Below are 22,333 nucleotides of genomic sequence, written 5' to 3' on the forward strand. Positions count from 1 at the left end.
TTACCAGTAGGAGCGGTCCGGCCGGGAGCGGCCGTTGGCCGCGATCCCAATCGGCAAGTGGCAAATGCGCCGAAAGAAAAACACCATGCAAGAAGAGTTCGTCAACAAGCCCGGCAAGACCGGCATCTCCCGGCTGATCGACGCCAGCTACTACTCCTGGCAGGGCCTGCTCGCCACCTGGCGCAACGAGGCCGCCTTCCGCCAGGAAGTGACGCTGGCCATCTTCCTGATACCGCTGGCCCTGTGGCTCGGCGAGAGCGGCATAGAGCGCGCAATCCTGATCGGCGCCACCCTGCTGGTCATGATCGTCGAGCTGCTCAACAGCGCGGTGGAGGCGGCCATAGACCGCATAGGCCCGGAGAAGCACCCGCTGTCGAAAATCGCCAAGGACACCGGCTCTGCGGCCGTATCCATCTCCCTGCTGCTGTGGCTCTTCACCTGGGGGTGCATACTGCTGCCGCGCTGGATCTCCTGACCACGTTTGCCGCGCCCGCCGCACGCGGGCGCCCTCTTCCATATATCCCGTCTTGGTGGGACTGGACAGCCACTCCAATCGCAGGCTTGGCAACGACGTATACGGCCTGCAGCTGAGTATTTCCGTGGAACAGGGCGTTACCGTCCAGCTGAGTGAGCGCATCAACCTGGAACCCCAGAACTGCAGTTCGGCAACGGCGTCACTCTGGAAAACGACCGCGGTGCAACCTGGGCGGAGATCGGCGGCGGCATAGTACTGCTGGAGCGGGAGGCCGGCAGCGCCTACCTCAACCTCAGCTACCAGCGCTCCGTCGACGACCCGGACTGGAATGGCGGCAGCGCCAACCTGGGCTTCAACTGGGCCTGGTAGCTTACACCCCCTCCCCCGCTTGCGGGGGAGGGGGTGCCGATCGGAACCCCAGGACTCAGACCTGCCCAGATAGTGGCCCCAGGGCGAAACAACCAACATACAGGACAGGAACCCGTTGATCCGCAAGGAAAAATCAGGTAATTTGCCATCCCTCTCGCGGCCACACCGCGGGTATCCCATTGGGGGCCCTTAGCTCAGTTGGTTAGAGCATCCGACTCATAATCGGCAGGTCCTGGGTTCAAGTCCCGGAGGGCCCACCACTTCCCCCTTGATAGCTACCACCAGCTCCTGACCTCTGTTCTTTGCTCTACTGAACTGCAGACCCTGATGCTATCAGGCAAGCCGATTTCTCCTGTTCAGATACAGACACAAGACCAATATGGCCATATGAATGAATTTATGGCCAAATATAGTCACTTGTATTCATAGGTTGACACATGGTCACAGACAGCCTCGCCATTGAATACGCTATTGGGCGCCACGGAGAAAAATATAATTATGAGTGAAACACCTCATGCTGCCCCAAAATCCGATCTGGATATCTCTGTTCCCATTGAAGTACCAGAGGCGACAGCAGTAACTGGCCTGCCTCTGGCTTTAATATTTACCTGGCTCTATGTTCAGAGAGTCATTGAAACATTTCAGTACCACGGGTTTATAAAGAGGGCGGCGGTCTGACCATTCTCTACAGAGCGGCGGCATTAACGAGCAGTCAAAAAGGGTGGCGACCCTAATCATTTCTCTCCGCATACAACCTGAAAAGGAATTAATGATGATACGATTTTCCCTGTTTATCGTAGCGTCCATCCTGACACTGCCTGTACTGGCAGAAGCCTCCGCCGAAACCCAGGCCATTGAACAGGCCGCGCGGGACTACCTGGAATCCCAGCACAGGGTCTCCCCCGCGCAGATGAAAAACAGCCTGCATACAGACCTGAAGAAAAGAACCTATTGGGAAAACAAGGAAGGCGACGAATACATTCTCGAAACCAACTACCAGACCATGCTCAGGGTAGCCGGGACTTACAACAAAAATGGGGACAGGTTTCCGGCAGAGCCGAGAATTGAAATTGAAATACTGGACGTCGACCAGCGGGTTGCCAGCGTCAAGCTGACTGCGGACGACTGGATTGACTATATGCACCTGTTCAAGAACGCGGAAGGCGACTGGAAGATCATCAATGTGCTGTGGCAGTACCACGATATCCAGCGGCACTCCAGCAAGGACTGATTTCAAGTAACCACAGGCCTCAGTGCGGCAGGTCCGACTCCGGCAGATTGACCCCCAGGGCGCGCAGCTGCGAGGCCAGGCGCGGATCGCGGCTCTGGCGCCAGCGCTGGTAGAGGCTCAGGACGTCGGCGGCGTCGAACAGCCTCTGGCGGGCGCAGGCCCGCGCGACCAGGTCCAGCATGCGCGTGAACATGGCCGCGAGCTCGGAAAAGATATGCCGGTTCTGGCGGGCGTTCTCGGACAGGTAATCGTAGGCGCCGCCGCCCATGCCGACGAAATAGTCCCTGAGGATGCCGCGGCGCTCGAACTTCTCCGGGAAGAGGGCGCCGAGGAACAGGGCCGTGTCGCCCAGCTGTCGCAGTATCAGGCAACGCTCCCGCAAGTCGCCGGTCTCGTGGGCATCCTTGTAGAGCAGGGCCAGGGGGCGGATGCTCACCTCGCCATGGTCGTAGCTGAAGAGCTGGTCACTGTCGCCGAAGCGGGCCAGCATGGCGGCCGTGTACCAGAGAGTATCCTCGTGGGGCGGCGGCGCCAGTTGCCGGCCGAATTCCTCCAGCCGCCCGCGAAAGTATTCGGCCAGGGTCATTTCAAAAACAGGCTGCTGTACCAGGGACATCTGCACACCTCCTCGGATTCTCCAGACTAGCGATAAGCTGCGGCCGCATCTACAAACTTTCCATTTTTACCGGCCGCAGTTTTATAGAAAAAAATCATAAGAAACGCCCGTCCCCACCCCTTGAAAATTCCGGCGGCGATCCTATTTCGCCGCTCGGGAGGTCCCGGATTGACACCGCAATCCCCGGCCATCCCGTATCCTTTGTGATTTCTGCTGATACCTGAAATTGTGATTATTTATGGGAGGAAATCCAATGAGTATCAGACCGCTCTACGACCGGGTGCTCGTCAAGCGTCTGCCCGCGGAAACCACCACCAGGGGTGGCATCGTGATCCCGGACAAGGCCGCCGAGAAGTCCAGCCAGGGCGAAGTTTTCGCGGTGGGCGACGGCGCTCCACTGGACAGTGGGGAACTGCGCCCGCTGGCCGTCAAGGCGGGCGACCGCATTCTGTTTGGCCAGTACTCCGGCTCCGAAGTGAAGATCGATGGCGAGACCTACCTGGTCATCAAGGAGTCCGACATTCTGGCCATACTGGATAAAACCGAAGTACAGGAGCAAGCAGCATGAGTGCGAAGGTCGTAAAGTTTTCCGATGATGCCCGCGAGCGCATGCTGGCCGGGGTCAATATTCTGGCCGATGCGGTAAAGGCCACCCTCGGCCCCAAGGGCCGCAACGTGGTGCTCGACAAGAGCTTCGGCGCCCCGCGGGTGACCAAGGACGGCGTGTCCGTGGCCAAGGAAATCGAGCTGAAGGACAAGTTCGAGAATATGGGCGCGCAGATGGTGAAGGAGGTCGCCTCCAAGACCGCCGACGTGGCCGGCGACGGCACCACCACCGCCACGGTGCTGGCGCAGGCGCTCGTGCGCGAGGGCCACAAGGCCATCGCCGCGGGCATGAACCCGATGGACCTGAAGCGCGGCATAGACGCCGCGGTGAAAGCTGCCACCGAGCAACTGGGCAAGCTGTCCAAGCCCTGTGACGACAGCAAGTCCATCGGCCAAGTGGCGACGGTATCCGCCAACTGGAACACCGATATCGGCAAGATACTGGCCGAAGCCATGGAGAAAGTGGGCCGCGACGGCGTGATCACCGTAGAGGAAGGCAAGTCCCTGCAGAACGAGCTGGAAGTGGTCGAGGGCATGCAGTTCGACCGCGGCTACCTGTCGCCCTACTTCATCACCAATCAGGACAAGATGCTGGTCGAACTGGACAGTCCCTATATCCTGCTGTTCGACAAGAAGATCAGCAACATCCGCGACCTGCTGCCGCTGCTCGAAGCCGTGGCCAAGGCCGGCCGCCCGCTGCTGCTGATCGCCGAGGATATCGAGGGCGAGGCCCTGGCGACCCTGGTGGTCAACAACCTGCGCGGCATCCTCAAGGTCGCGGCAGTGAAGGCGCCCGGCTTCGGCGACCGCCGCAAGGCCATGCTGCAGGATATCGCGACACTCACCGGCGGCACCGTCATCTCCGAGGAGCTGGGCCTGTCCCTGGAGAAGGTGGAGCTGGAGCAGCTGGGCAGCGCCAAGCGGGTGGTGATCAGCAAGGAGAACACCACCATCGTCGACGGCGCCGGCGAGAAGACCGCCATAGACGCCCGCGTCGGCCAGATCCGCGCCGAGATTGAGGCGTCCACTTCCGACTACGACCGGGAGAAGCTGCAGGAGCGCGTGGCCAAGCTGGCCGGCGGTGTTGCCGTGATCAAGGTGGGTGCGGCCACCGAAGTGGAGATGAAGGAGAAAAAGGACCTGGTGGACGACGCCCTGCACGCGACCCGCGCGGCGGTGGAAGAAGGCATAGTGCCCGGCGGCGGCATCAGCCTGGTGCGTGTCGCCGACGCGCTGCGCAAGTCCGGCCTCAAGGGCGCCAACGACGACCAGCAGGTGGGTATCAACATCGCCCTGCGCGCGATGGAGGAGCCCTTCCGCCAGATAGTCGCCAACGCCGGTGTCGAGGGCAGCGTGGTGCTGGAGAAGGTGCGCGCCGACGGCAACACCGCCTTCGGTTACAACGCGCAGAACGGCGAGTACGGCGACATGATCGGGCTGGGCATCATCGACCCGACCAAGGTCACCCGCTCCGCGCTGCAGAACGCCGCGTCCATCGCCGGCCTGATACTGACCACCGAGGTGATGGTGGCCGACAGGCCCAGCGAAGACAAAGGCCAGAGCGCGCACGCGCCGGACTTCGGCTAAGCCGTCCGGCAGGGGTCGCAAGACCCCTGCCCTTCTATCGCCGCAACTGCATCTGCCTTCGTCCCCTCAATTGAAGCCGCCGCCAAACGAAGCTTCCGGCAGCCTTTCCATTTAACTTTCCCACTCCGCGGCGCCACAAATCTCTTGTCTATTCTGATAGCGATATAGCCCATTCCAGCTCTTTAGCCTTCCATTAGATGACAGGAGTGCAAGGATGCACGCGGCCAAACCATCGGAAGATTCCTCCAAGGCCACGGAAACCGAAGCTCACATCAAACCGCTGGTTTTTTACGGCTCGATTATCGGCATAGTGCTCTTTTCCCTCTGGGCGATGCTGTTTACCGAGCAGGCGGGCGATGCGATCAACTGGGTGCTGGCGCGGATTTCCAGCGGCTTCGGCTGGTTCTACTTTGTCGCCGTGGTGGCCTACCTGGCCTTCGTGATCATTGTCGCCGTGTCGAAGTTTGGCGATATCAAGCTGGGACCGGATCACGCGGAGCCGGAATTCAATGTGGTGACCTGGGCGGCGATGCTGTTCAGCGCCGGTATCGGCATCGACCTGATTTTCTACTGCATCGTCGAGCCGGTGACCCAGTTTATGGCTCCGCCTGTCGGCGAGGGCGGCACCGTGGAGGCGGCGCGTCATGCGATGGAGCTGACCTTCCTGCACTGGGGCCTTTCTGGCTGGGGGGTCTATACACTGGTGGGTATGGCGCTGGCGTTTTTCAGCTATCGCCACGGGCTGCCGCTGACGATCCGCTCCTCCCTCTATGCGCTGTTTGGCAGGCGCATCGACGGTTCGCTCGGCAATGCGGTGGATATCGCCGCTGTGCTGGGCACCGTATTCGGTGTGGCCACCAGCCTGGGCATCGGTATCATCCAGCTCAACTTCGGCCTCAAATACATGTTCGGCGTGCCGGAAAGCACCCTTACCCAGGCGTCACTGGCGGTGATGATCGTGGTCTTCTCCGCGATTTCTGCCGCCACCGGCGTGGAGCGCGGCATCCGCCGGCTGTCGGAATTCAACATGCTGCTGGCGGTGCTGCTGATGCTGTTCGTGCTCTTCAGCGGTAAGACGCGCTTCCTGCTCGACGCTTTCGTCACCAATATCGGTGACTACCTGCAGCACTTTCTGGAGCTGTCCTTCAACACCTACGCCTTCGATCCACCCACCGACTGGCTGAACGCCTGGACGCTGTTTTTCTGGGCCTGGTGGATTGCCTGGGGCCCCTTCGTTGGACTATTCCTGGCGCGCATCTCCCGCGGCCGCACCATCCGCACCTTTGTCGCCGGCACCTTGATATTGCCGTTTACCTTTATGGCCGCCTGGATGGCGATCATGGGCAACTCGGCAATCGACATGGTGATGGGTGGCGCCACCGAATTCGGCCAGGAGGCGATGGCGAACCCGGGATCGGCGATCTACCTGTTCCTCGAACAGCTGCCCTGGACGCTGATCACCACCATTTCCGTCACCGTTTTGTCGATCGTGTTCTTCGTCACCTCCGGCGATTCTGGCTCGCTGGTCCTCTCCAACATGACCAGCCGCATCGAGGACCCGAACCACGATGCGCCGCCGTGGATGCGCATCGCCTGGGCGGCCATCATCGGCATAGTCACGGTGGCGCTGTTGATGACCGGTGGCCTGTCCGCATTGCAGGGTGCGGTGGTAATCATGGGCCTGCCGTTCACTTTCGTGCTGATACTGATGATGCTGAGCCTCTACAAGGCCCTGCGGCTCGAGGGACTGAAAACCGCCAGTATGCAGGATGCCCTTTCCGGGCACCTGTCCGGCCGCACCATGTCGCGGGAGGGACAGAGCAACTGGGCACAGCGGCTGGCGCGCGCGATCAGCTTTCCCACCCGGCTGCAGGTGGAGCAGTTCATCGAGCGCACCGTGCGGCCGGCATTTGAAGCGGTGAAGGAGGAGCTCAGCGAAAAGGGCTACCCGGTCAGTATCGGCGGCGACACCGGTGACAAGCTCCACCTGTCGCTGGATGTGGACCTGGGCGGCGAGGTGGATTTCACCTACCAGGTGTGGCCGCGCCAGTGCTCCATGCCGGCCTTTACGCTGCTCGCGGAAAAACCGCGCTCCAGCTACTACCGGCTGGAACCGCACCTGCGCGAGGGCGGCCTGACCTACGACCTGATGGGCTACACCCGCGAGCAGGTGATTGGCGATATCGTCGACCACTTCGAGGCGCACCTGCAGTACCTGCATATGCGCCGCGAGCTGGCCGCGCGCACACCGGGAGAGGAAGGCCAGCCGGGCGCGCAATAGGGATAGAAAAAATGAGCGAAACAACAGCGTTCGACCACAGCTACGACTACATCATCGTCGGCGCCGGCTCCGCCGGTGCGGTATTGGCCAACCGGCTCAGCGAGGGTGAAAAATATTCCGTACTGCTGCTGGAGTTCGGCGGCCGCGACAACTCCATCTACATCCAGATGCCCACTGCCTTCTCGATCCCGTTGAACATGCCGAAGTTCGACTGGGGCTTTCATACCGAACCGGAGCCGGGGCTGCACGGGCGGCGCATCCACCAGGCCAGGGGCAAGGTGATCGGCGGCTCCTCCGCCATCAACGGCATGGTCTATGTACGCGGCTGCGCCGGGGATTACGACGAATGGGTGGAAATGGGTGCGAGTGGCTGGGGCTACGCCGACGTGCTGCCCTACTTCAAGCGCGCCGAGGGCTGTGTATACGGCGCCGACGAGTACCGCGGTGCGGATGGCCCCCTGACCACCTGCAACGGCAACAATATGAAAAATCCCCTGTACCGCGCCTTTATCGAGGCGGGCAAGCAGGCGGGCTACGGCTTTACCGAGGACTACAATGGCCGCCGCCAGGAGGGCTTCGGGCGTATGGACATGACGGTGCGCGACGGCGTGCGCTGCTCCACCGCGCTGGCCTACCTGAAGCCGGCGCGGGGGCGCGGGAACCTCGACCTGAAGATGCACGCACTCACCACCAGGGTGATCATGGAAGGAAAAAAGGCGGTGGGCATCGAGTACCGCCAGCACGGCAAGACCTTCAAAGCCAGGGCCAACAAGGAAGTGATTCTCTCCGCCAGCGCCTTCAATTCCCCCAAGTTGCTGATGCTGTCCGGTATAGGTCCGGCAGAACACCTGAAGGAACACGGCATAGAAGTGGTGCACGACCTGCCCGGCGTGGGCCAGAACCTGCACGACCACCTGGAGTGCTGGGTGCAGCAGGAGTGCACCCAGAAGATCACATTGAACGGCTGGCTGGGGCCGCTGGCCAAGGCCTGGATAGGCGTCAACTGGCTGTTGTTCAAGCGCGGCCTGGGGGCAACCAATCACTTCGAATCCAACGGCTATATCCGCAGTCGCGCCGGGCTGAAATACCCGGACATCCAGTATCACTTCCTCGCCGGCGCCATCGCCTACGACGGCTCCAGCGCGGTCGAGGGCCACGGTTTCCAAGTGCACCTGGGGGCCAACAAGCCGTTGAGCCGCGGCTGGGTAAAACTGAAATCGAAGGACCCGGAGGCGGCACCGGAAATGGTGTTCAACTACCTGGCCCAGGAGGAGGACAAACAGGCCTTCCGCGCCGGCCTGCACTTCACCCGCGAGATATTCGCCCAGCGCGCCATGGATCCCTACCGCGGCAGAGAAATCTCACCGGGGCCGGATGTGCAGAGCAACGACGAGATCGACAACTGGCTCGCCGAGAGCTGCGAGACCGCCTACCACCCCTGTGGCAGCTGCCGCATGGGCACAGACGAACTGGCGGTGGTGGATCCGGAGTGCCGGGTGCGCGGCGTGGAGAACCTGCGCGTGGTGGACTCGTCGATCATTCCCACGGTGACCAACGGCAACCTGAATGCGCCGACGATCATGATCGGGGAAAAAGGGGCGGATCATATACTCGGCAGGAAAATGCTGCAGCCGTCCACCGCAGAGGTGGGTTTGGCGGAGGACTGGGAAAATTCGCAGCGGGAGGGGAAGCCGGAGCGGCCGTTGAAATAGGGGATCCGGGAGTTTCTCCCTGTAGTAGCGGCGGGGCGGCCATCCACATTCCGCATTTCAATATGGCGAATCCACATCCCCCTCGGCGACGTAGACGGTCTTCAGCCGCGTACAGTGCTCCAATGCCCGCCTGCTGTTCTCCTTGCCAATACCGGATTGCTTGAAACCGCCGAAGGGCATTTCCACCGGCGTCAGGTTGTAGTGATTGATCCAGACGATACCAGCCTCGAGTCTATCCGCCACCCGGTGGGCACGCTGGATATCGCGGGTGAAGACGCCGCCGGCCAGGCCGAATTCGGTGGCGTTGGCTCGGGCCAGGACTTCACTCTCGTCGCGGAAACTGAGCAGGGACAGCACCGGGCCGAAGATTTCCTCGCGTACAATGGTCATGTCATCGCGCAAGCCGTCGAAGATGGTCGGCTGCACGAAGTTACCGCCCTCGCAGCCGGGCACCTCGGCCGGCCCGCCACCGAGCAACAGCACACCGCCCTCTTCCACGCCCTTTTCGATATAGCTGAGCACATTCTGCATATGCCCGGCGCTGATCAGCGGGCCCACGTCCGTGTCCGGGTCCAGCGGATCGCCCACTTTCATCCTGCCCGCCCGGGCGACCAGCTTGTTGATGAATTTTTCCTTGACGGATTCCTGCACGAACACCCGCGTGCTGTTGGTGCATACCTGCCCCTGGGTGTAGAAGTTACCGAGCAGGGCCGCGCCCACGGCGTTGTCCAGGTTGGCGTCCTCGAAAACGATCAGCGGCGACTTTCCACCCAGCTCCAGGGTGACGCCCTTCAGGGTATCGGCGGCGGCGCGCATCACCGCCTTGCCGGTGCCCACCTCCCCGGTCAGCGACACCTTGGCGATATGCGGGTGGGCGGTCAGCGCCTGGCCGGTTTCGGCAAAGCCCTGCACCACATTGAAGACGCCGTCCGGCAGGCCGGCATCCTTGAAGAGTTCCGCCAGGCGCAGCGCCGACAGCGGCGTCAGCTCCGCCGGCTTGAAGATCATCGCATTGCCCGCTGCCAGTACCGGGGCCGATTTCCACGCGGCTATCTGCAGCGGGTAATTCCAGGCACCCAAGCCCGCGCAGATGCCCAGGGGTTCCGGGCGGGTGTAGAAGAAGCCACCGGACACCGGCTGGTATTCCCCGTGCAGCGACGAGGCCTGGCCGGCAAAGAATTCCAGGCAGTCCGCCGCAGAACCCACGTCCGCCTCCGGCGTCTCCGCGATCGGCTTGCCGCCGTCGAGGGATTCCAGCCGCGCAATTTCGTCGCAGTGCTGGCGCAACAGCTGCGCGGCGCGTGTCAGCACGCGGCCGCGCTCGGCACCGCTCATCGCCCCCCACTCCCGCTGCCCCAGCTCGGCGGCCGCCACCGCCTTGTCCACATCCTCGGCATTGGCACGGGCTACCCGGCAGATGACCTCGCCGGTGGCGGGATTGAGGGTATCGAAGAAACTGTCGTCGCTGGCGGCAACATACTGGCCACCGATCCAGAGCAGGCGGTCGTCCAACAGGGCCATGGGGCTCTCCTCAGAGTCGGGTGAGAGCTACAAGTCTAGATGGGGATAAACCCGCGATGGCGCGAATTCACACCCAACAGTGTGGAACGGCACGCACTTCCTCCAGAGAGAACGACACGCTTCGAGGAAATTCACGCCAAGAGGCTTTACAGAAATCATTTATCTGACTAACCTCTTTTTCGTTTTTGGCCTTGCCAAACATAAGCAACAGGCAGACCAAAAACCCCCACCCCAATGTCAGGGACTGTGGGATAGCAGTTCAGCGATGATGATCAGCCGGCAACTCCTTCTCAGATACTCCCGGCCGCAGTGACTGATCGTCCAACCAATCAAACTCCAATAATAAATTCGGATAGTCACATGAAAACCAAAGCGAAAATTCCGGCAGCGCTCGCCGCACTGCTGGGCGGTCTGTTGAGTTCCACTTCGCTGTCGGCGCAGCCGGTGGGTTATGCCACGCTAAACGGCGGCACTACCGGCGGCGCGGGGGGCCAGGTCGTCTACGCCACCACCGGCACCGAGATCCACGCGGCACTGTGCAACCGCGCCTCCAGCGACACCCCCATCATCATCCAGGTCGAAGGAACTATTAACCACGGCAACACCAGCAAGGTGTCAGGCAGCAGCTGTAACACCGCCGACGGCGTAATCGAGATCAAGGAGGTCAGCAACGTCACGCTTGTCGGCGTCGGCAGCGGCGCCCTGTTCGATGAGTTGGGTATCCACCTGCGCAGCGCCTCCAACATCATTCTGCAGAACCTGCATGTGCGCAATGTGAAGAAATCCGGCTCGCCGACGTCCAACGGCGGCGACGCCATCGGCATGGAGAGCAATGTATTCAATGTGTGGGCGGACCATCTGACCCTCGAGGCATCCGGCGGCGAGAGCGACGGCTACGACGCGCTCTTCGATATGAAGGCCACCACCAAGTACGTCACCCTGTCCTACAGCATCCTGCGCGGCTCGGACCGCGGCGGCCTGGTCGGCTCCAGCGACAGCGACGACACCAACGGACCCGTGACTTACCACCACAATCTGTTCGAAAACCTGAAGTCGCGGGTGCCGCTGTTGCGCCACGCCACCGCCCACGCGTTCAACAACTACTATCGCGGGATCTGGGGGTCCGGCATGAATCCGCGCATCGGCGGCCGCATCCGCGCGGACCACAACTACTTCGAGGACTCCAAGGATGTGCTGGGCACCTTCTACACCAACGACATGGGCTACTGGCATGTGAATGGAAACGTCTATTCCAATGTCACCTGGACGGAGGAGGGCGACGACAACCACCCGGCCGGCCCGAATCCGGTGTCGACGACCACCATCAACATCCCCTACTCCTACCCGCTGGACGATGCCGGCTGCGTACCGCAGATAGTGCTGGCCACCGCCGGCGCCAACACCGGCCTGCTGGAATCCGACGGCAACTGCCAGAGCCAGGGCGGTTCCTCTTCAGGGGGCAGCTCGTCGAGCAGTTCCAGCTCTTCATCGAGCAGTTCCAGTTCCTCGAGCTCTTCCGGCGGTTCCGGCGGTGAGCTGGGCACCAACCTCGCCATCGGCGCCGGCTCCGACGGCAGCAGCAAGGCCAGCGGCACCAGCTACGGCAACGTGCGCGACGGCGACCTGCAGACTTACTGGCAACCCACCTCCAGCAGCGGGGAGCGCGTTTCCGTGAAGTGGAGCAGTGCCACCGCATTCAATACCGTGATCATTCGCGAGATCGGCAGCGCGGCGCAGAACTGGCGCCTGGTGAACCACGATACCGGCGCGGAGCTGGCCTCCGGCACCGGCATAGGTTCGGCCATGCAGGTCTACCTCGGCGATGTCAACATGAGCAAGATCAACCTGATGATCGACAGCGCCTCCGGCGCACCGCAGATCGCCGAGTTCGAGGTCTACAACGCGACTGGCGGCTCTGCCTCCAGCAGTTCCAGTTCCGGTGGCTCCTCTTCGGGCGGCAGCACCGGTACCATCACCATCGAGGAAAACGCCAGCGGCTTCTGCTCGGTGAACGGCGCAGTTGAAAGTGAGTGGGCAGGCTACACCGGCAGCGGCTACGCCAATACCGATAACGCTTCCGGCAACGGCGTGAACTGGGCCGTATCCGCACCCTCGGCCGGCGTCTACACCCTGCAGTGGCGCTTCGCCAACGGCGGCAGCGACAGGCCCGCGGACATATTGGTTAACGGCAGCATCGTCGCCAGCATCACCATGGGCGCCACCGGTGCCTGGAACAGCTACGCCGACAGCGGCAGCGTGGACGTGGGCCTGAATGCCGGCAGCAACCAGCTGCGCCTGCAGGCCACCGGCAGCAGCGGTCTCGCCAATATCGACCACCTGGACGTCACCGGCAGCAGCCCGCAACCGGGCAGCTGCAACTGACCGCTTCCACTCCGTTCCATCCTCACAGGATGAAGGCGCCCCTCGCGGGCGCCTGCCTTACTGGCAAAAAATAAATTCGGACAATCCCATGAAAACCACAGCGAAAATTCCGGCAGTGCTCGGCGCATTGCTGGGCGGTTTGCTCGCGTCGGCCTGGGTATCGGCCCAGGAACTCGGCACCAACCTGGCCCTCAGTGGTGGCGCCGACGGCAGCAGCAAGGCCAGCGGCTCCAGCTACGGCGATGTGAACGACGGCGACCTGCAGAGTTACTGGCAGCCCGCCTCAAGCAGCGGCGAGCGCATCTCGGTGAAAAACTTCGGCGGCAGTTTCAATACCGTGGTCCTGCGCGAGATCGGCAGCGCAGTGCAGAACTGGCGGCTGGTGGACCACGACAGCGGCGAGGAACTGGCGTCCGGCAATGGCATAGGCACCGAGATGCAGGTGACCGTCGGTGACCGGAACCTGTACAAGATCAACCTGATGATCGACAGCGCCAGCAGCGCGCCGCAGATCGCGGAGTTCGAGATCTACAACGCGAGCGGCGGCTCCGGCAGCTCCTCCTCATCCTCTTCCGGCGGCTCCAGCAGTTCCGGCGGCGGCGCCACAGGCACACTGGCGCTGCAGGAAAACGCGACGGGCTTCTGCTCCGTGGATGGCGCTGTCGAGAGCGAACACGCCGGCTTCACCGGCAGCGGCTACGCCAATACCGACAACGTATTCGGCACCGCGATCGAGTGGTCGGTGGTGGTTCCGGAAGCGGGTCTCTACACACTGCAGTGGCGCTACGCCAACGGCTCCGGCGACCGCCCCGGGGATGTGTTGATCAACGGTGGCCAGGAGACCGATGTGGCCATGGCCGGAACCGGTACCTGGACCAGTTACGCGGACAGCGGCCAGGTAGTAGTGGGCCTGAGCGCGGGCTACAACACCATTCGCCTGCAGGCCAGCGGCAGTTCCGGTTTGGCCAATATCGACAGCCTTTCCGTGACCGGCACCGACCCGCAGCCGGGTGACTGCAACGGCGGCTCCTCGAGCAGTTCCAGTTCTTCCAGCTCCTCCGGCGGCAGTTCCAGTTCTTCCGGCGGCAGCTCTTCTTCCTCCAGCGGCGGTTCGTCCGGTGGCAGCGGCAGCTCCAGTTCGTCTTCCGGAGGCAGCTCTTCGGGCTCTGGCAGTTCAGGGGGCTCTTCCGGAGGCAGCGGCGAGATCAGCAATGCCTGCTACGTTCTGGCCACCGATCCGAACGTCAACTGGCGGGATTCCGCCGAGCTGCTTACCGATCAGGAAATCGTCGAGTGCCTGTCGCAGACCCTTGGCCGTGCCGTGGGCTACGGCGAAAACGCCCTCGGCGGCTACGATCCGGGCGGCAACAGTGTGCTGACGGTGATCCGCAAGAACGATCCCCAGGGCCGCTCGATGGAACAGCAAATCCTCGACGCCATCACCGGCGACGGACACAACTGGATAGTCTTCGACAAGTTCGATTTCGCCCAGGAAACCGAGGTGGCCATGTACCGCAACTTCTGCGGCGATTCCCCGGTGCAGAGCGCGATCGGCGGCACACAAGCCCAGTGTATCGACTACCGGCAGTGGTGCTCCGGCAACGGCCATGGCTCCGGGGAATCCTGCCTGCAGGAGTTCTTCAACAACCGCCTGAATGATGGCGACCTGCCCATCCGCAATCCGGTGATCGGTGCCAACACCACCCTCGACGGACGCATGAGCAACGCCTACTTCCGCTTCAGCGGCTTCGCCATAGGCGCGGACAGCTCCGGTTCCCCCACCCAGACGTCGGACAATGTGATCCTCACCCACCTGGAGTTCCGCGGCGCCGGCCACACGGAAGACCACGGCCTGGACCCGGATATGATCCGCGCCACCGGCGCCTCCCGGGATATCTGGATTCACAAGAACAGCTTCGACACCACCGGCGACTCGGCATTTGACGTGAAAGTGGGCGCGCACCACATCACCATGTCCTTCAACCGCCTGGTGAACGTGAAGCGCGCATCCCTGCACGGCTCCAGCGACAGCCGCACCATCAATGAGCAGATCCGCACCACCATGCACCACAATGCCTTCGTCACCACCGACGGGGACTACTTCACCCTGGGCAATACACTGCGGCGCATACCGCTGATCCGCCGCGGCACCTCGCATATGTTCAACAACCTGTTCTGGAACTACCGCAAGGACATTCTCAGCGTGCGCGTCGGTGCCAGTGTGCTGTGGGAGGACAACACCCTGCTGATCAACCGCGACCACCAGGAGAAGGACGATCCGGACCAGGCCCTGGACGAGAGAGCCGCGGAGCTGGCGCGGGATGTGGACGGCGGCAACTTCCGCGCCGACGGCGTGCGCCTTTGGTTCTCCGACGCCCAGTGCAACCTGGATCCGGCCTTCGCCCGCGACATCACCGACGCCTCCGGCTCCGTGGGCGACCTGAGCCAGGATTACGCACAGGCATCGCGGGATGTAATTTCCGCCAACCGGCTGCCAGCCGGCCAGAACCTGACGGACTATATCGCCGCCACCGCGGGCAAATACGGCGAAATGCCGTTCAACTCGCCGCTGGCCAACGATATCAACTATGTGCTCGGGCTGGGCAAGGTTCCCTGCCAGTAGCCTCCCCTCCTCTTGATCGACGCATCGTCACTGGCGCCCTGCGGGGCGCCCTTTTTTCGTGTCACCTATTGACAATTTTGTGCCGAACGTCACGTCAACTGGCTTTACAAGCTTTCTGATACCGCTAACACTCTGAATCCAATTTGGTTTTGCCAATTTTTCATGTTGGCAGCCAGCATCCCGGTGGTACAGCGATGCCGGGAAACTCCCGCGGCCTTTCCAATAATCGATAACAAGGCGATTAAAGAAATGATCACGTCAAAGAAAAAGGGCCTGTATGGCCTGGGGCTCACGCTATTCCTGTTCGGGTCTGCGAGCCTGCAAGCACAAACAGACAATCTATCCATAGGCGCCGGCGCCGACGGCTCATCGAAGGTGAGCGGCAGCAGCTATGGCAATGTCATTGATGGCGACATCAATACCTACTGGGCCCCCGACGGTTCAACGGGTCGCGTATCCGTGAAATGGCCTTCGGCGACCACTGTCAGCAGCGCAGTGATTCGCGAGGCCACAGGCTTCGAGGGCAATATCGGTTCGTGGCAGATGGTCAACCACAACACCGGTGACATTCTTGCAGAGGGCTCGGGCGCAGGCACAATCAATTTCGACAGCACCAGCCTCACCAAGCTGAACTTCGTCATCCAGAGCAGCAACGGCACACCGGCGGTTGCCGAGTTCGAAACCTATGAAAACAGCTCTTCCGGTGCGAGCGGAAGCGTAAACCTCGCCGTGAGTGTTTCCGGTGATGACGCGACCCTGAACTGGGACGTCAGCAATATCGACGTCGCATACCAATCCGTCTACCGCAATACCGATCCAAACCCGCAGGGTCGTTCCCGCATCGCCGCCAGTGTCGCGGGAAACAGCTACACCGACCGCGACCTGGCCGATGGCACCTACTACTGGATCAAAATCACCGATACCAGCGGTAACGCCTTCAATTCCAATGGTGATGATGCGGTTATCGCCACCACAACAACGCTGGCCCTGCAGGAAAGCGACGGTTTCTGCTCGGTGGATGGTTCAATAGATAGCAATCACAGCGGTTTTACCGGCAGTGGGTTTGTCAATACAGACAATAAACTCGGGGCAGGTGTCGTCTACAGCCTTGATGCGGATTACGCGCAGAATGTACAGGCCGACATCCGCTATGCGTCGGCCAGCAATCGCCCTGCAGATATCGAGGTGAACGGTTCCCTAGCGGGCACAGTCAATTTTACTTCGACCGGGGCCTGGACAAGCTGGACCAGCGAAAGCGTCACCATTCCCCTGCAGGCGGGGGAGAACACCATCAGGTTGATTGCGCGAACCGCAGACGGATTGCCCAACATCGACTCCCTGGCGGCTACTGGCGGCAGTTTGGCCCCGGGAGCCTGCGGTGCCAGCACCGCACAGGATTGTAATGACGTCACAGGTGTACCGGTCATAACGGTCGCTCAGGACGGCAGCGGGCAATACAGCACGGTGCAGGCCGCGATCAACAGCGTTTCGTCCTCGAACAGCCAGCCGACACAGATTCGCATCAAGCCCGGCGTCTACCGCGAAAAACTCCTTATCGACCGGCCGAACCTGACCCTGTGCGGCGAGAGCGGGCAAACCGCTGCAACCCTTCTGACCTACGACGACGCCTCGGATACACCGGACGGGAACGGCGGCACGCTCGGCACTTCCGGCAGTACGAGTATTGCCATCAATGCGGACGATATTTCGGTTGAAAATATCACCATGGAAAACAGTCACGGCCCGGGGATCCAGGCGGTTGCCGTGCGTATCGCCGCGGACCGGGTGCAGTTCCGCAATGCCCGCTTCCTCGGCAACCAGGATACCCTCTATGTGCACAGCGGTTCCCAGTACTTCAAGGACTGTTATGTCGAGGGCACCGTCGACTATATCTTCGGTGGCGCCACTGCGGTCTTCGATAACTGCGTGATTCACAGTGTCGGCGGCGGAACGGCGATTACCGCGCCCAGCACGGACCAGGCACAGCCCCACGGCATCGTCTTCCTCGGCGGGCAGGTGACAGCCTCCTCTTCCGTCAGCGACGACAGTGTTGCCCTCGGCAGGAACTGGCGTCCCTACGGTTCGACAACCTATCTGGGCGTGGAGCTGGGTGCACATATCCTGCCTGAGGGTTGGAGACCCATGGGCAGCAACACGCTGGATACCGCGCGTTTTGCCGAGTACCAGAATAGCGGGCCCGGCGCGGATACTTCGCAGCGGGTGTCCCAGTCCAGGCAGTTGTCCTTTGCGGAAGCTGCGGACTATACCGTGGACAGTATCTTTGGCTCCTGGGTGCCGAGCTATAGCAGCAGTGGTGGCAGCGCCAGCGCCCCGCTGCTATCACAGGAGGGCAACCCGGTACACGACCGCTTCAACAAGTATTTGACGGAGTGGAGCCTGAGCACCAGCCAGGCGGATATTATTCTCTCCCATCAGTACGACAACGACGGTTGGCCGAAAAACCAGTCCTACAGCAGCATGGGCAGCGGCGGCAGCGGTTCCGCCACCATCGACAACGGCGCGACCACAACGGAAATGACCTACATGGCGGAAATGTATAAGCGCACGGGCAATGCCAGCTACCGCGATTCCGCCAGAAAGGCGATGGATTACCTGCTGGAGATGCAATATTCCACAGGTGGCTGGCCGCAGTTTTACCCCCTGAAAGGTGGCTACGCAGATCACGTCACCTTTAACGATGACGCCATGTCGCGCGTTTTGACGGTTCTGTATCACGCCGAGAAAGCTGCAGTACCTTTTGATAGCGATATATTCAACAGCAGTGACCGCGCACAATTCCGGGCTGCCATCGACAAAGGGTTGGAATATATCCTGCGTTCGCAGTGGAAACAAAACGGTGTACTGACCGCCTGGTGTGCGCAGCACGATGCAACGGATTACCTGCCGAAATCCGCACGCGCCTACGAACTTGAATCAATCAGCGGCAGTGAATCGGTTGAAATCATCGGTTTCCTGATGACTCAACCGCAGACAGCGGAAATTGAAACCGCAGTGAAAGCCGCCCTGGCCTGGTATCGCAGTCCGGAGACCATCCTGGAGGATTACACCTACGATAAATCCACCGCAGAAAAAATCGTTCACTCACCCGGCGACAGAATGTGGTATCGCCTCTACGACCTGGATACCAACGAAGGCTTCTTCAGTGATCGCGATGGTGGCAAGTACGATGACATCATGGATATCTCGGAAGAGCGCCGCGAAGGTTATAGTTGGGGTGGCAGTTACGGAGAAAAAATAATCTCCTATGCCGAGAGCGTCGGTTACTGACAAACAAAATTTCCCCCGGCGAGGCAGATTCCGAACCACAAAAATCCCTGTTTAAAGCCGCTTCCAAACAACGGCTTTTTAGTCCTGGCGATGACTCCCCCCTTGTGGCTCGGCCTTCGGCCAGCTGAAGCTGGCCCCATCATCCCCCTGGTCGACGCATCGCCATTGGCGCCCCGCCGGGCGCCTTTTTGGTGCAGCACATCCCCAAGGGCCGGCCGTGGACAGCAAGCTCCCCGGCTATAGGTGTATCCACAAAGGAATTAGACTTTAGTCTAAATTGGACTGTCCAAACTGGACTTACCATGAAAAGCAAAGCTATCCTCGCCCGGCAATTTGGCCGGACCAATAACAATAAGCGGCCTGCGGTATTGCTCACCAAAAGAATAAAGATGATGAGGAGCAAGTCCCATGAAAACCCCTTCCCTACTCGCACTAATCGTCCTATCCGGATGGCTTGCCGCCTGTGGCGGCGGCAGTTCCGGTGGCGGTTCGGACCCCGGCGGTACCTCGAGCAGCTCTTCAAGCAGCAGCTCGTCGAGCAGTTCCAGCAGTTCGTCAAGCAGCTCCAGCAGCTCGTCCAGCAGTTCCTCGAGCAGTTCCGGCGGCACCACCGCCTTCACCTGCCCGGAAACCGGGCTGTATTTCTGCGACGACTTCGAAGACGGCGAATTCGCCGACACCTGGGATGCGGTGATCGACGGCTACGGCCTGGAGAATCCCGGCAAATTCGACATTCTCGACGAGGGCGATGCCGGCAAGTCCCTGCGCTTCACCGCTGGCACCCGCGGCGAAAACCTGAGCGAGGGCGAGCTGATCCTGGCCAAGGAGGCGGCCTTCTCCGGCGTACCCGCGGACTACTCCGTGGAATACCGCATACGCCCGCGGGCCAACGGCAACACCGGCAACAAGTACCTGTTCGCCATGGGCCGCTACCAGGGGCCGCTGCAGTGGTACTTCGGCGGCCTGAATATGCAGAACACCCCTGATACCACCCAGGTTGAGGCGGGCCTGGCCACCAGTGGCGGCGTCAGTCGCCTGGCACAGACGAAAAAGCCGCTGGAGCTCGGCACCCAGGGCGGCACTGACGGCACCTGGTACACGGTGCGCTTCGATATGGTGGGCTCTACTGTCACCCTCTACCTCGACGGCGAGGAACTGGGCTCCTTTACCGACCCCGACAGCCTCTACCAGACCGCCGGACGCATCGGCTTCTTCACCTATAACCGCTCCTTCGAGGTGGATTATGTGAAGGTGGGCGACCCCAGCATCAAACCGGTGCAGCTCACCCTGGACTATGCGGAATCCACCTGGGTTACCACCGCCGGCGATCCGGCGCTGGAAGTGAACGTCACCGCGATACAGAGCGATGGCGTCACTGCCGACACCTTTACCGTCGAGTCCAGCAATAAGGCGGCGGTTTCCGTGGATGTCACCGACAACACAGTGACCCTGACTCCGCTGGCCGAGGGCGATGCCACCGTCACCTTTACCAGCGGCTCCGATTCCAGCCTGCAGAAGGCCATCGAAGTCAGCGTGGCCAAGGCCTTCGAAATGCCCACCGCCACCTACGGCGACCTCAGCACCCGGGTCAGCCCGGTTCCGGGCAATACCAACGAGTACGAGGACACCCGCCTGAGCATCACCTTCGACGGCGCTCCCACCCTCGCCGAGATCGGCTCGGTGCGCATCTTCCGCGCCAAGGACGACACCGAGGTGGACGCCATCCGCGCCGGCGGCGAGACGGACACCCTCGGCTACGAAGGACAGAGCAATACTCGCACCCTCAACGTCAATCCGTTCGAGATAGACGGCAACACCCTGACCATCTCGCCCCACACCGGCGCACTGGACTACGGTGTCGAGTACTATGTAGCCATCAGCAGCAACCTGGTGCAGGGCGTACAGCTGAACGGCGCCGACTTTGTGGGCCTGGGCAAAGACGCCGGCTGGACCTTCACCACCCGCACCGCCGCCCCCAGCGGTGCCGACGTGACGGTGGACGACGACGGCACCACCGCAGACTTCCGCACGGTGCAGGGAGCGCTGAACCATGTGATGGAGAATGTGGGCGCGAACGACCCGGCCACCATCACCATCAGCGCGGGCGACTACCGCGAGGTGTTGTTCCTGCGCGGCAAGCACAACCTCACCATCCAGGGCTCAGGTTCCGGGGCGACGGTGATCCGCTACAGCAACAACAACGCGCTCAATCCCGGCACCAGCACACGGCCTATCTTCCTGGCGGAGAGCGCCGACATGCTCACCCTCAAGGATCTCTCCCTGATCAACACCACCCTGATCGGCGAGGGCGGCCAGGCGGAAACCATCTACTTCAACAACGACGGAGGTCGCCTCATCGCCACCAACGCCGTATTCATCAGCGAGCAGGACACCCTGCTGCTGAAAGGGTGGAGCTGGTTCTACAACAGCCTGGTGGCTGGCAACGTGGACTTCATCTGGGGCACGGCCCAGGCGGCGGTGTTCGAAGACAGCGAGATCCGCACCCTGGCCCGCACCGACGGTGGCCAGGGCGGTTACCTGCTCCAGGCGCGCACCGCTGAAAGCTCGCCGGGCTTCGTGTTCCTGAACTCCGCCCTGACCCGCGATGAAGGCGTGGGTGATGGCACCCACTATCTGGCGCGCAGTGGCGGCAGCAGCAGCTACTACGACAACATCGCCTTTATCAACACCATGATGGACACCCACGTGGCCGATATCGGCTGGCATCCGGACCGGACCCCCAACCCGGCCACCGCCAGTGCCGATGCCGGCTGGCGCGAGTACGGCAGCATGGACCTCTCCGGCAGCCCGCTGGACCTCTCCAATCGCTGTAACGGCGACGGCAGCTGCTATCTGCTGAGCGAGGCGGAAGTGGCCGAACGCTTCTGTTCGCGGGCACAGGTCTTCGCCGGCTGGAACGCCGGCGAGGGCTGGGATCCCCTCCCGGAGGACACCAGTGACGACCATTGCGCCGATCCGGCGAGCTCGACCGAAACCTGGAGCGATACGGGCCTGGTGATGGGCAGCGGCGGAAGCTCAATCACCGCCAGCGGCAGTATAGATGCGCAGTCCGATACCAGCGTCACCTTCACCGCCAGCGACGGCAAGTTCGAAACCACGGAAATCAGCTTCTACCTGGTATCGCAGGAAGTCACCGGTGACTTCGTCCTCACCGCCCAGCTGAAGTCCGCCGGCGTGCCCTACGCTGCGAACCAGTTCCCCGTGGGCCTGATGATGTGCGAGTGCGACACCACCAGTGGCACCACCTCACCGCTGGCACATGTGGGCATGCACCTGTCAGGCACCGATTGGGTGACTCAGTACGGACATGTGCTGGAGGACGGAAGTGGTTGGGCCAAGGACGGTGGCAACGTAGTCACTCCCGGCGAAGACCTCTACTTCAAGTTGGAACGCCAGGGCCAGGCCTACTATGTCCACTATTCCTCTGACGGCGGCGCCAGCTACAGCCAGTTAGGCGCTAATACCTTCACCGGTACCGGCCTGCCGGATACGGTGAAAGTAGGCCTCTTCGCCGCACCCTACTACGACAATCAGAGCTTCACCTTCGAAGACATCCAACTGGTGCAATAAGCAACAGCAGCGGGTCGGGAATTACCCGGCCCGCAACCTCCTTTTAAATAA

General features: G+C 61.6%; 12 protein-coding genes and 1 tRNA gene. 11 read left to right on the top strand and 2 right to left on the bottom strand.

Features of this window, described 5'->3' with window-relative positions; translation table 11 throughout:
* Positions 1-85: 85 nt before the first annotated feature.
* The 3 genes from AC6R19_RS09370 (at position 86) to AC6R19_RS09380 (ending at position 2,075) form a co-directional block, all read left to right on the top strand.
* Positions 86-475, top strand: coding sequence for a diacylglycerol kinase (locus tag AC6R19_RS09370; protein WP_500579540.1), 390 nt, complete (start codon positions 86-88; stop codon positions 473-475).
* Positions 476-1,027: 552 nt separating this feature from the next.
* Positions 1,028-1,104: transfer RNA gene (locus AC6R19_RS09375), tRNA-Ile, on the top strand.
* 512 nt (positions 1,105-1,616) lie between these two features.
* Positions 1,617-2,075, top strand: coding sequence for a nuclear transport factor 2 family protein (locus AC6R19_RS09380; RefSeq protein ID WP_500579541.1), 459 nt, complete (start codon positions 1,617-1,619; stop codon positions 2,073-2,075).
* A 19-nt stretch (positions 2,076-2,094) separates the two neighbouring features.
* Here AC6R19_RS09380 and AC6R19_RS09385 read toward each other — a convergent pair whose 3' ends face one another.
* A complete protein-coding gene (locus AC6R19_RS09385) occupies positions 2,095-2,691 on the bottom strand; it encodes a hypothetical protein (protein ID WP_500579542.1) in 597 nt (198 codons plus the stop codon).
* A 253-nt stretch (positions 2,692-2,944) separates the two neighbouring features.
* Between AC6R19_RS09385 and AC6R19_RS09390 the strand changes: the two genes are divergently transcribed.
* The 4 genes from AC6R19_RS09390 (at position 2,945) to betA (ending at position 8,877) form a co-directional block, all read left to right on the top strand.
* Positions 2,945-3,259: a co-chaperone GroES gene (locus tag AC6R19_RS09390; protein ID WP_500579543.1), complete on the top strand. Its 315-nt coding sequence runs from the start codon at positions 2,945-2,947 to the stop codon at positions 3,257-3,259.
* The gene (groL, locus tag AC6R19_RS09395) at positions 3,256-4,884 is read left to right on the top strand and encodes a chaperonin GroEL (RefSeq protein ID WP_500579544.1); all 1,629 of its coding nucleotides are present in this window, start codon (positions 3,256-3,258) and stop codon (positions 4,882-4,884) included. Before AC6R19_RS09390 ends, groL begins: the two co-directional genes overlap by 4 nt.
* A gap of 214 nt (positions 4,885-5,098) precedes the next feature.
* Positions 5,099-7,165: a choline BCCT transporter BetT gene (gene betT / locus AC6R19_RS09400; protein WP_500579545.1), complete on the top strand. Its 2,067-nt coding sequence runs from the start codon at positions 5,099-5,101 to the stop codon at positions 7,163-7,165.
* A gap of 11 nt (positions 7,166-7,176) precedes the next feature.
* The gene (gene betA, locus AC6R19_RS09405; protein WP_500579546.1) at positions 7,177-8,877 is read left to right on the top strand and encodes a choline dehydrogenase; all 1,701 of its coding nucleotides are present in this window, start codon (positions 7,177-7,179) and stop codon (positions 8,875-8,877) included.
* 57 nt (positions 8,878-8,934) lie between these two features.
* On the opposite strand, the gene betB is transcribed toward betA, so the two are convergent.
* Entirely contained in the window at positions 8,935-10,398 is a 1,464-nt protein-coding gene (gene betB / locus AC6R19_RS09410) for a betaine-aldehyde dehydrogenase (RefSeq protein WP_500579547.1), read from the bottom strand.
* A 360-nt stretch (positions 10,399-10,758) separates the two neighbouring features.
* Between betB and AC6R19_RS09415 the strand changes: the two genes are divergently transcribed.
* From AC6R19_RS09415 to AC6R19_RS09430, 4 genes are all read left to right on the top strand, one after another.
* Positions 10,759-12,780 carry a pectate lyase family protein gene (locus tag AC6R19_RS09415; protein WP_500579548.1) on the top strand — a complete coding sequence of 674 codons (2,022 nt, stop codon included), beginning with the start codon at positions 10,759-10,761 and terminating at the stop codon, positions 12,778-12,780.
* 88 nt (positions 12,781-12,868) lie between these two features.
* The gene (locus AC6R19_RS09420; protein WP_500579549.1) at positions 12,869-15,403 is read left to right on the top strand and encodes a pectate lyase family protein; all 2,535 of its coding nucleotides are present in this window, start codon (positions 12,869-12,871) and stop codon (positions 15,401-15,403) included.
* A gap of 249 nt (positions 15,404-15,652) precedes the next feature.
* Positions 15,653-18,691 carry a pectate lyase gene (pelA, locus tag AC6R19_RS09425; protein ID WP_500579550.1) on the top strand — a complete coding sequence of 1,013 codons (3,039 nt, stop codon included), beginning with the start codon at positions 15,653-15,655 and terminating at the stop codon, positions 18,689-18,691.
* Between the two features lie 408 nt (positions 18,692-19,099).
* Positions 19,100-22,282, top strand: a complete 3,183-nt coding sequence (locus AC6R19_RS09430; RefSeq protein ID WP_500579551.1) for a pectinesterase family protein — start codon at positions 19,100-19,102, stop codon at positions 22,280-22,282.
* The last annotated feature ends 51 nt before the right edge of the window (positions 22,283-22,333 follow it).

The sequence above is a fragment of the Microbulbifer sp. SE14 genome (assembly GCF_059834885.1).

Excerpts from the sequence above, each read along its gene's own strand:
- AC6R19_RS09370 (WP_500579540.1), top strand. The coding sequence starts at position 86 with ATGCAAGAAGAGTTCGTCAACAAGCCCGGCAAGACCGGCATCTCCCGG.
- AC6R19_RS09380 (WP_500579541.1), top strand. The coding sequence starts at position 1,617 with ATGATACGATTTTCCCTGTTTATCGTAGCGTCCATCCTGACACTGCCT.
- AC6R19_RS09385 (WP_500579542.1), bottom strand. The coding sequence starts at position 2,691 with ATGTCCCTGGTACAGCAGCCTGTTTTTGAAATGACCCTGGCCGAATAC.
- AC6R19_RS09390 (WP_500579543.1), top strand. The coding sequence starts at position 2,945 with ATGAGTATCAGACCGCTCTACGACCGGGTGCTCGTCAAGCGTCTGCCC.
- groL (WP_500579544.1), top strand. The coding sequence starts at position 3,256 with ATGAGTGCGAAGGTCGTAAAGTTTTCCGATGATGCCCGCGAGCGCATG.
- betT (WP_500579545.1), top strand. The coding sequence starts at position 5,099 with ATGCACGCGGCCAAACCATCGGAAGATTCCTCCAAGGCCACGGAAACC.
- betA (WP_500579546.1), top strand. The coding sequence starts at position 7,177 with ATGAGCGAAACAACAGCGTTCGACCACAGCTACGACTACATCATCGTC.
- betB (WP_500579547.1), bottom strand. The coding sequence starts at position 10,398 with ATGGCCCTGTTGGACGACCGCCTGCTCTGGATCGGTGGCCAGTATGTT.
- AC6R19_RS09415 (WP_500579548.1), top strand. The coding sequence starts at position 10,759 with ATGAAAACCAAAGCGAAAATTCCGGCAGCGCTCGCCGCACTGCTGGGC.
- AC6R19_RS09420 (WP_500579549.1), top strand. The coding sequence starts at position 12,869 with ATGAAAACCACAGCGAAAATTCCGGCAGTGCTCGGCGCATTGCTGGGC.
- pelA (WP_500579550.1), top strand. The coding sequence starts at position 15,653 with ATGATCACGTCAAAGAAAAAGGGCCTGTATGGCCTGGGGCTCACGCTA.
- AC6R19_RS09430 (WP_500579551.1), top strand. The coding sequence starts at position 19,100 with ATGAAAACCCCTTCCCTACTCGCACTAATCGTCCTATCCGGATGGCTT.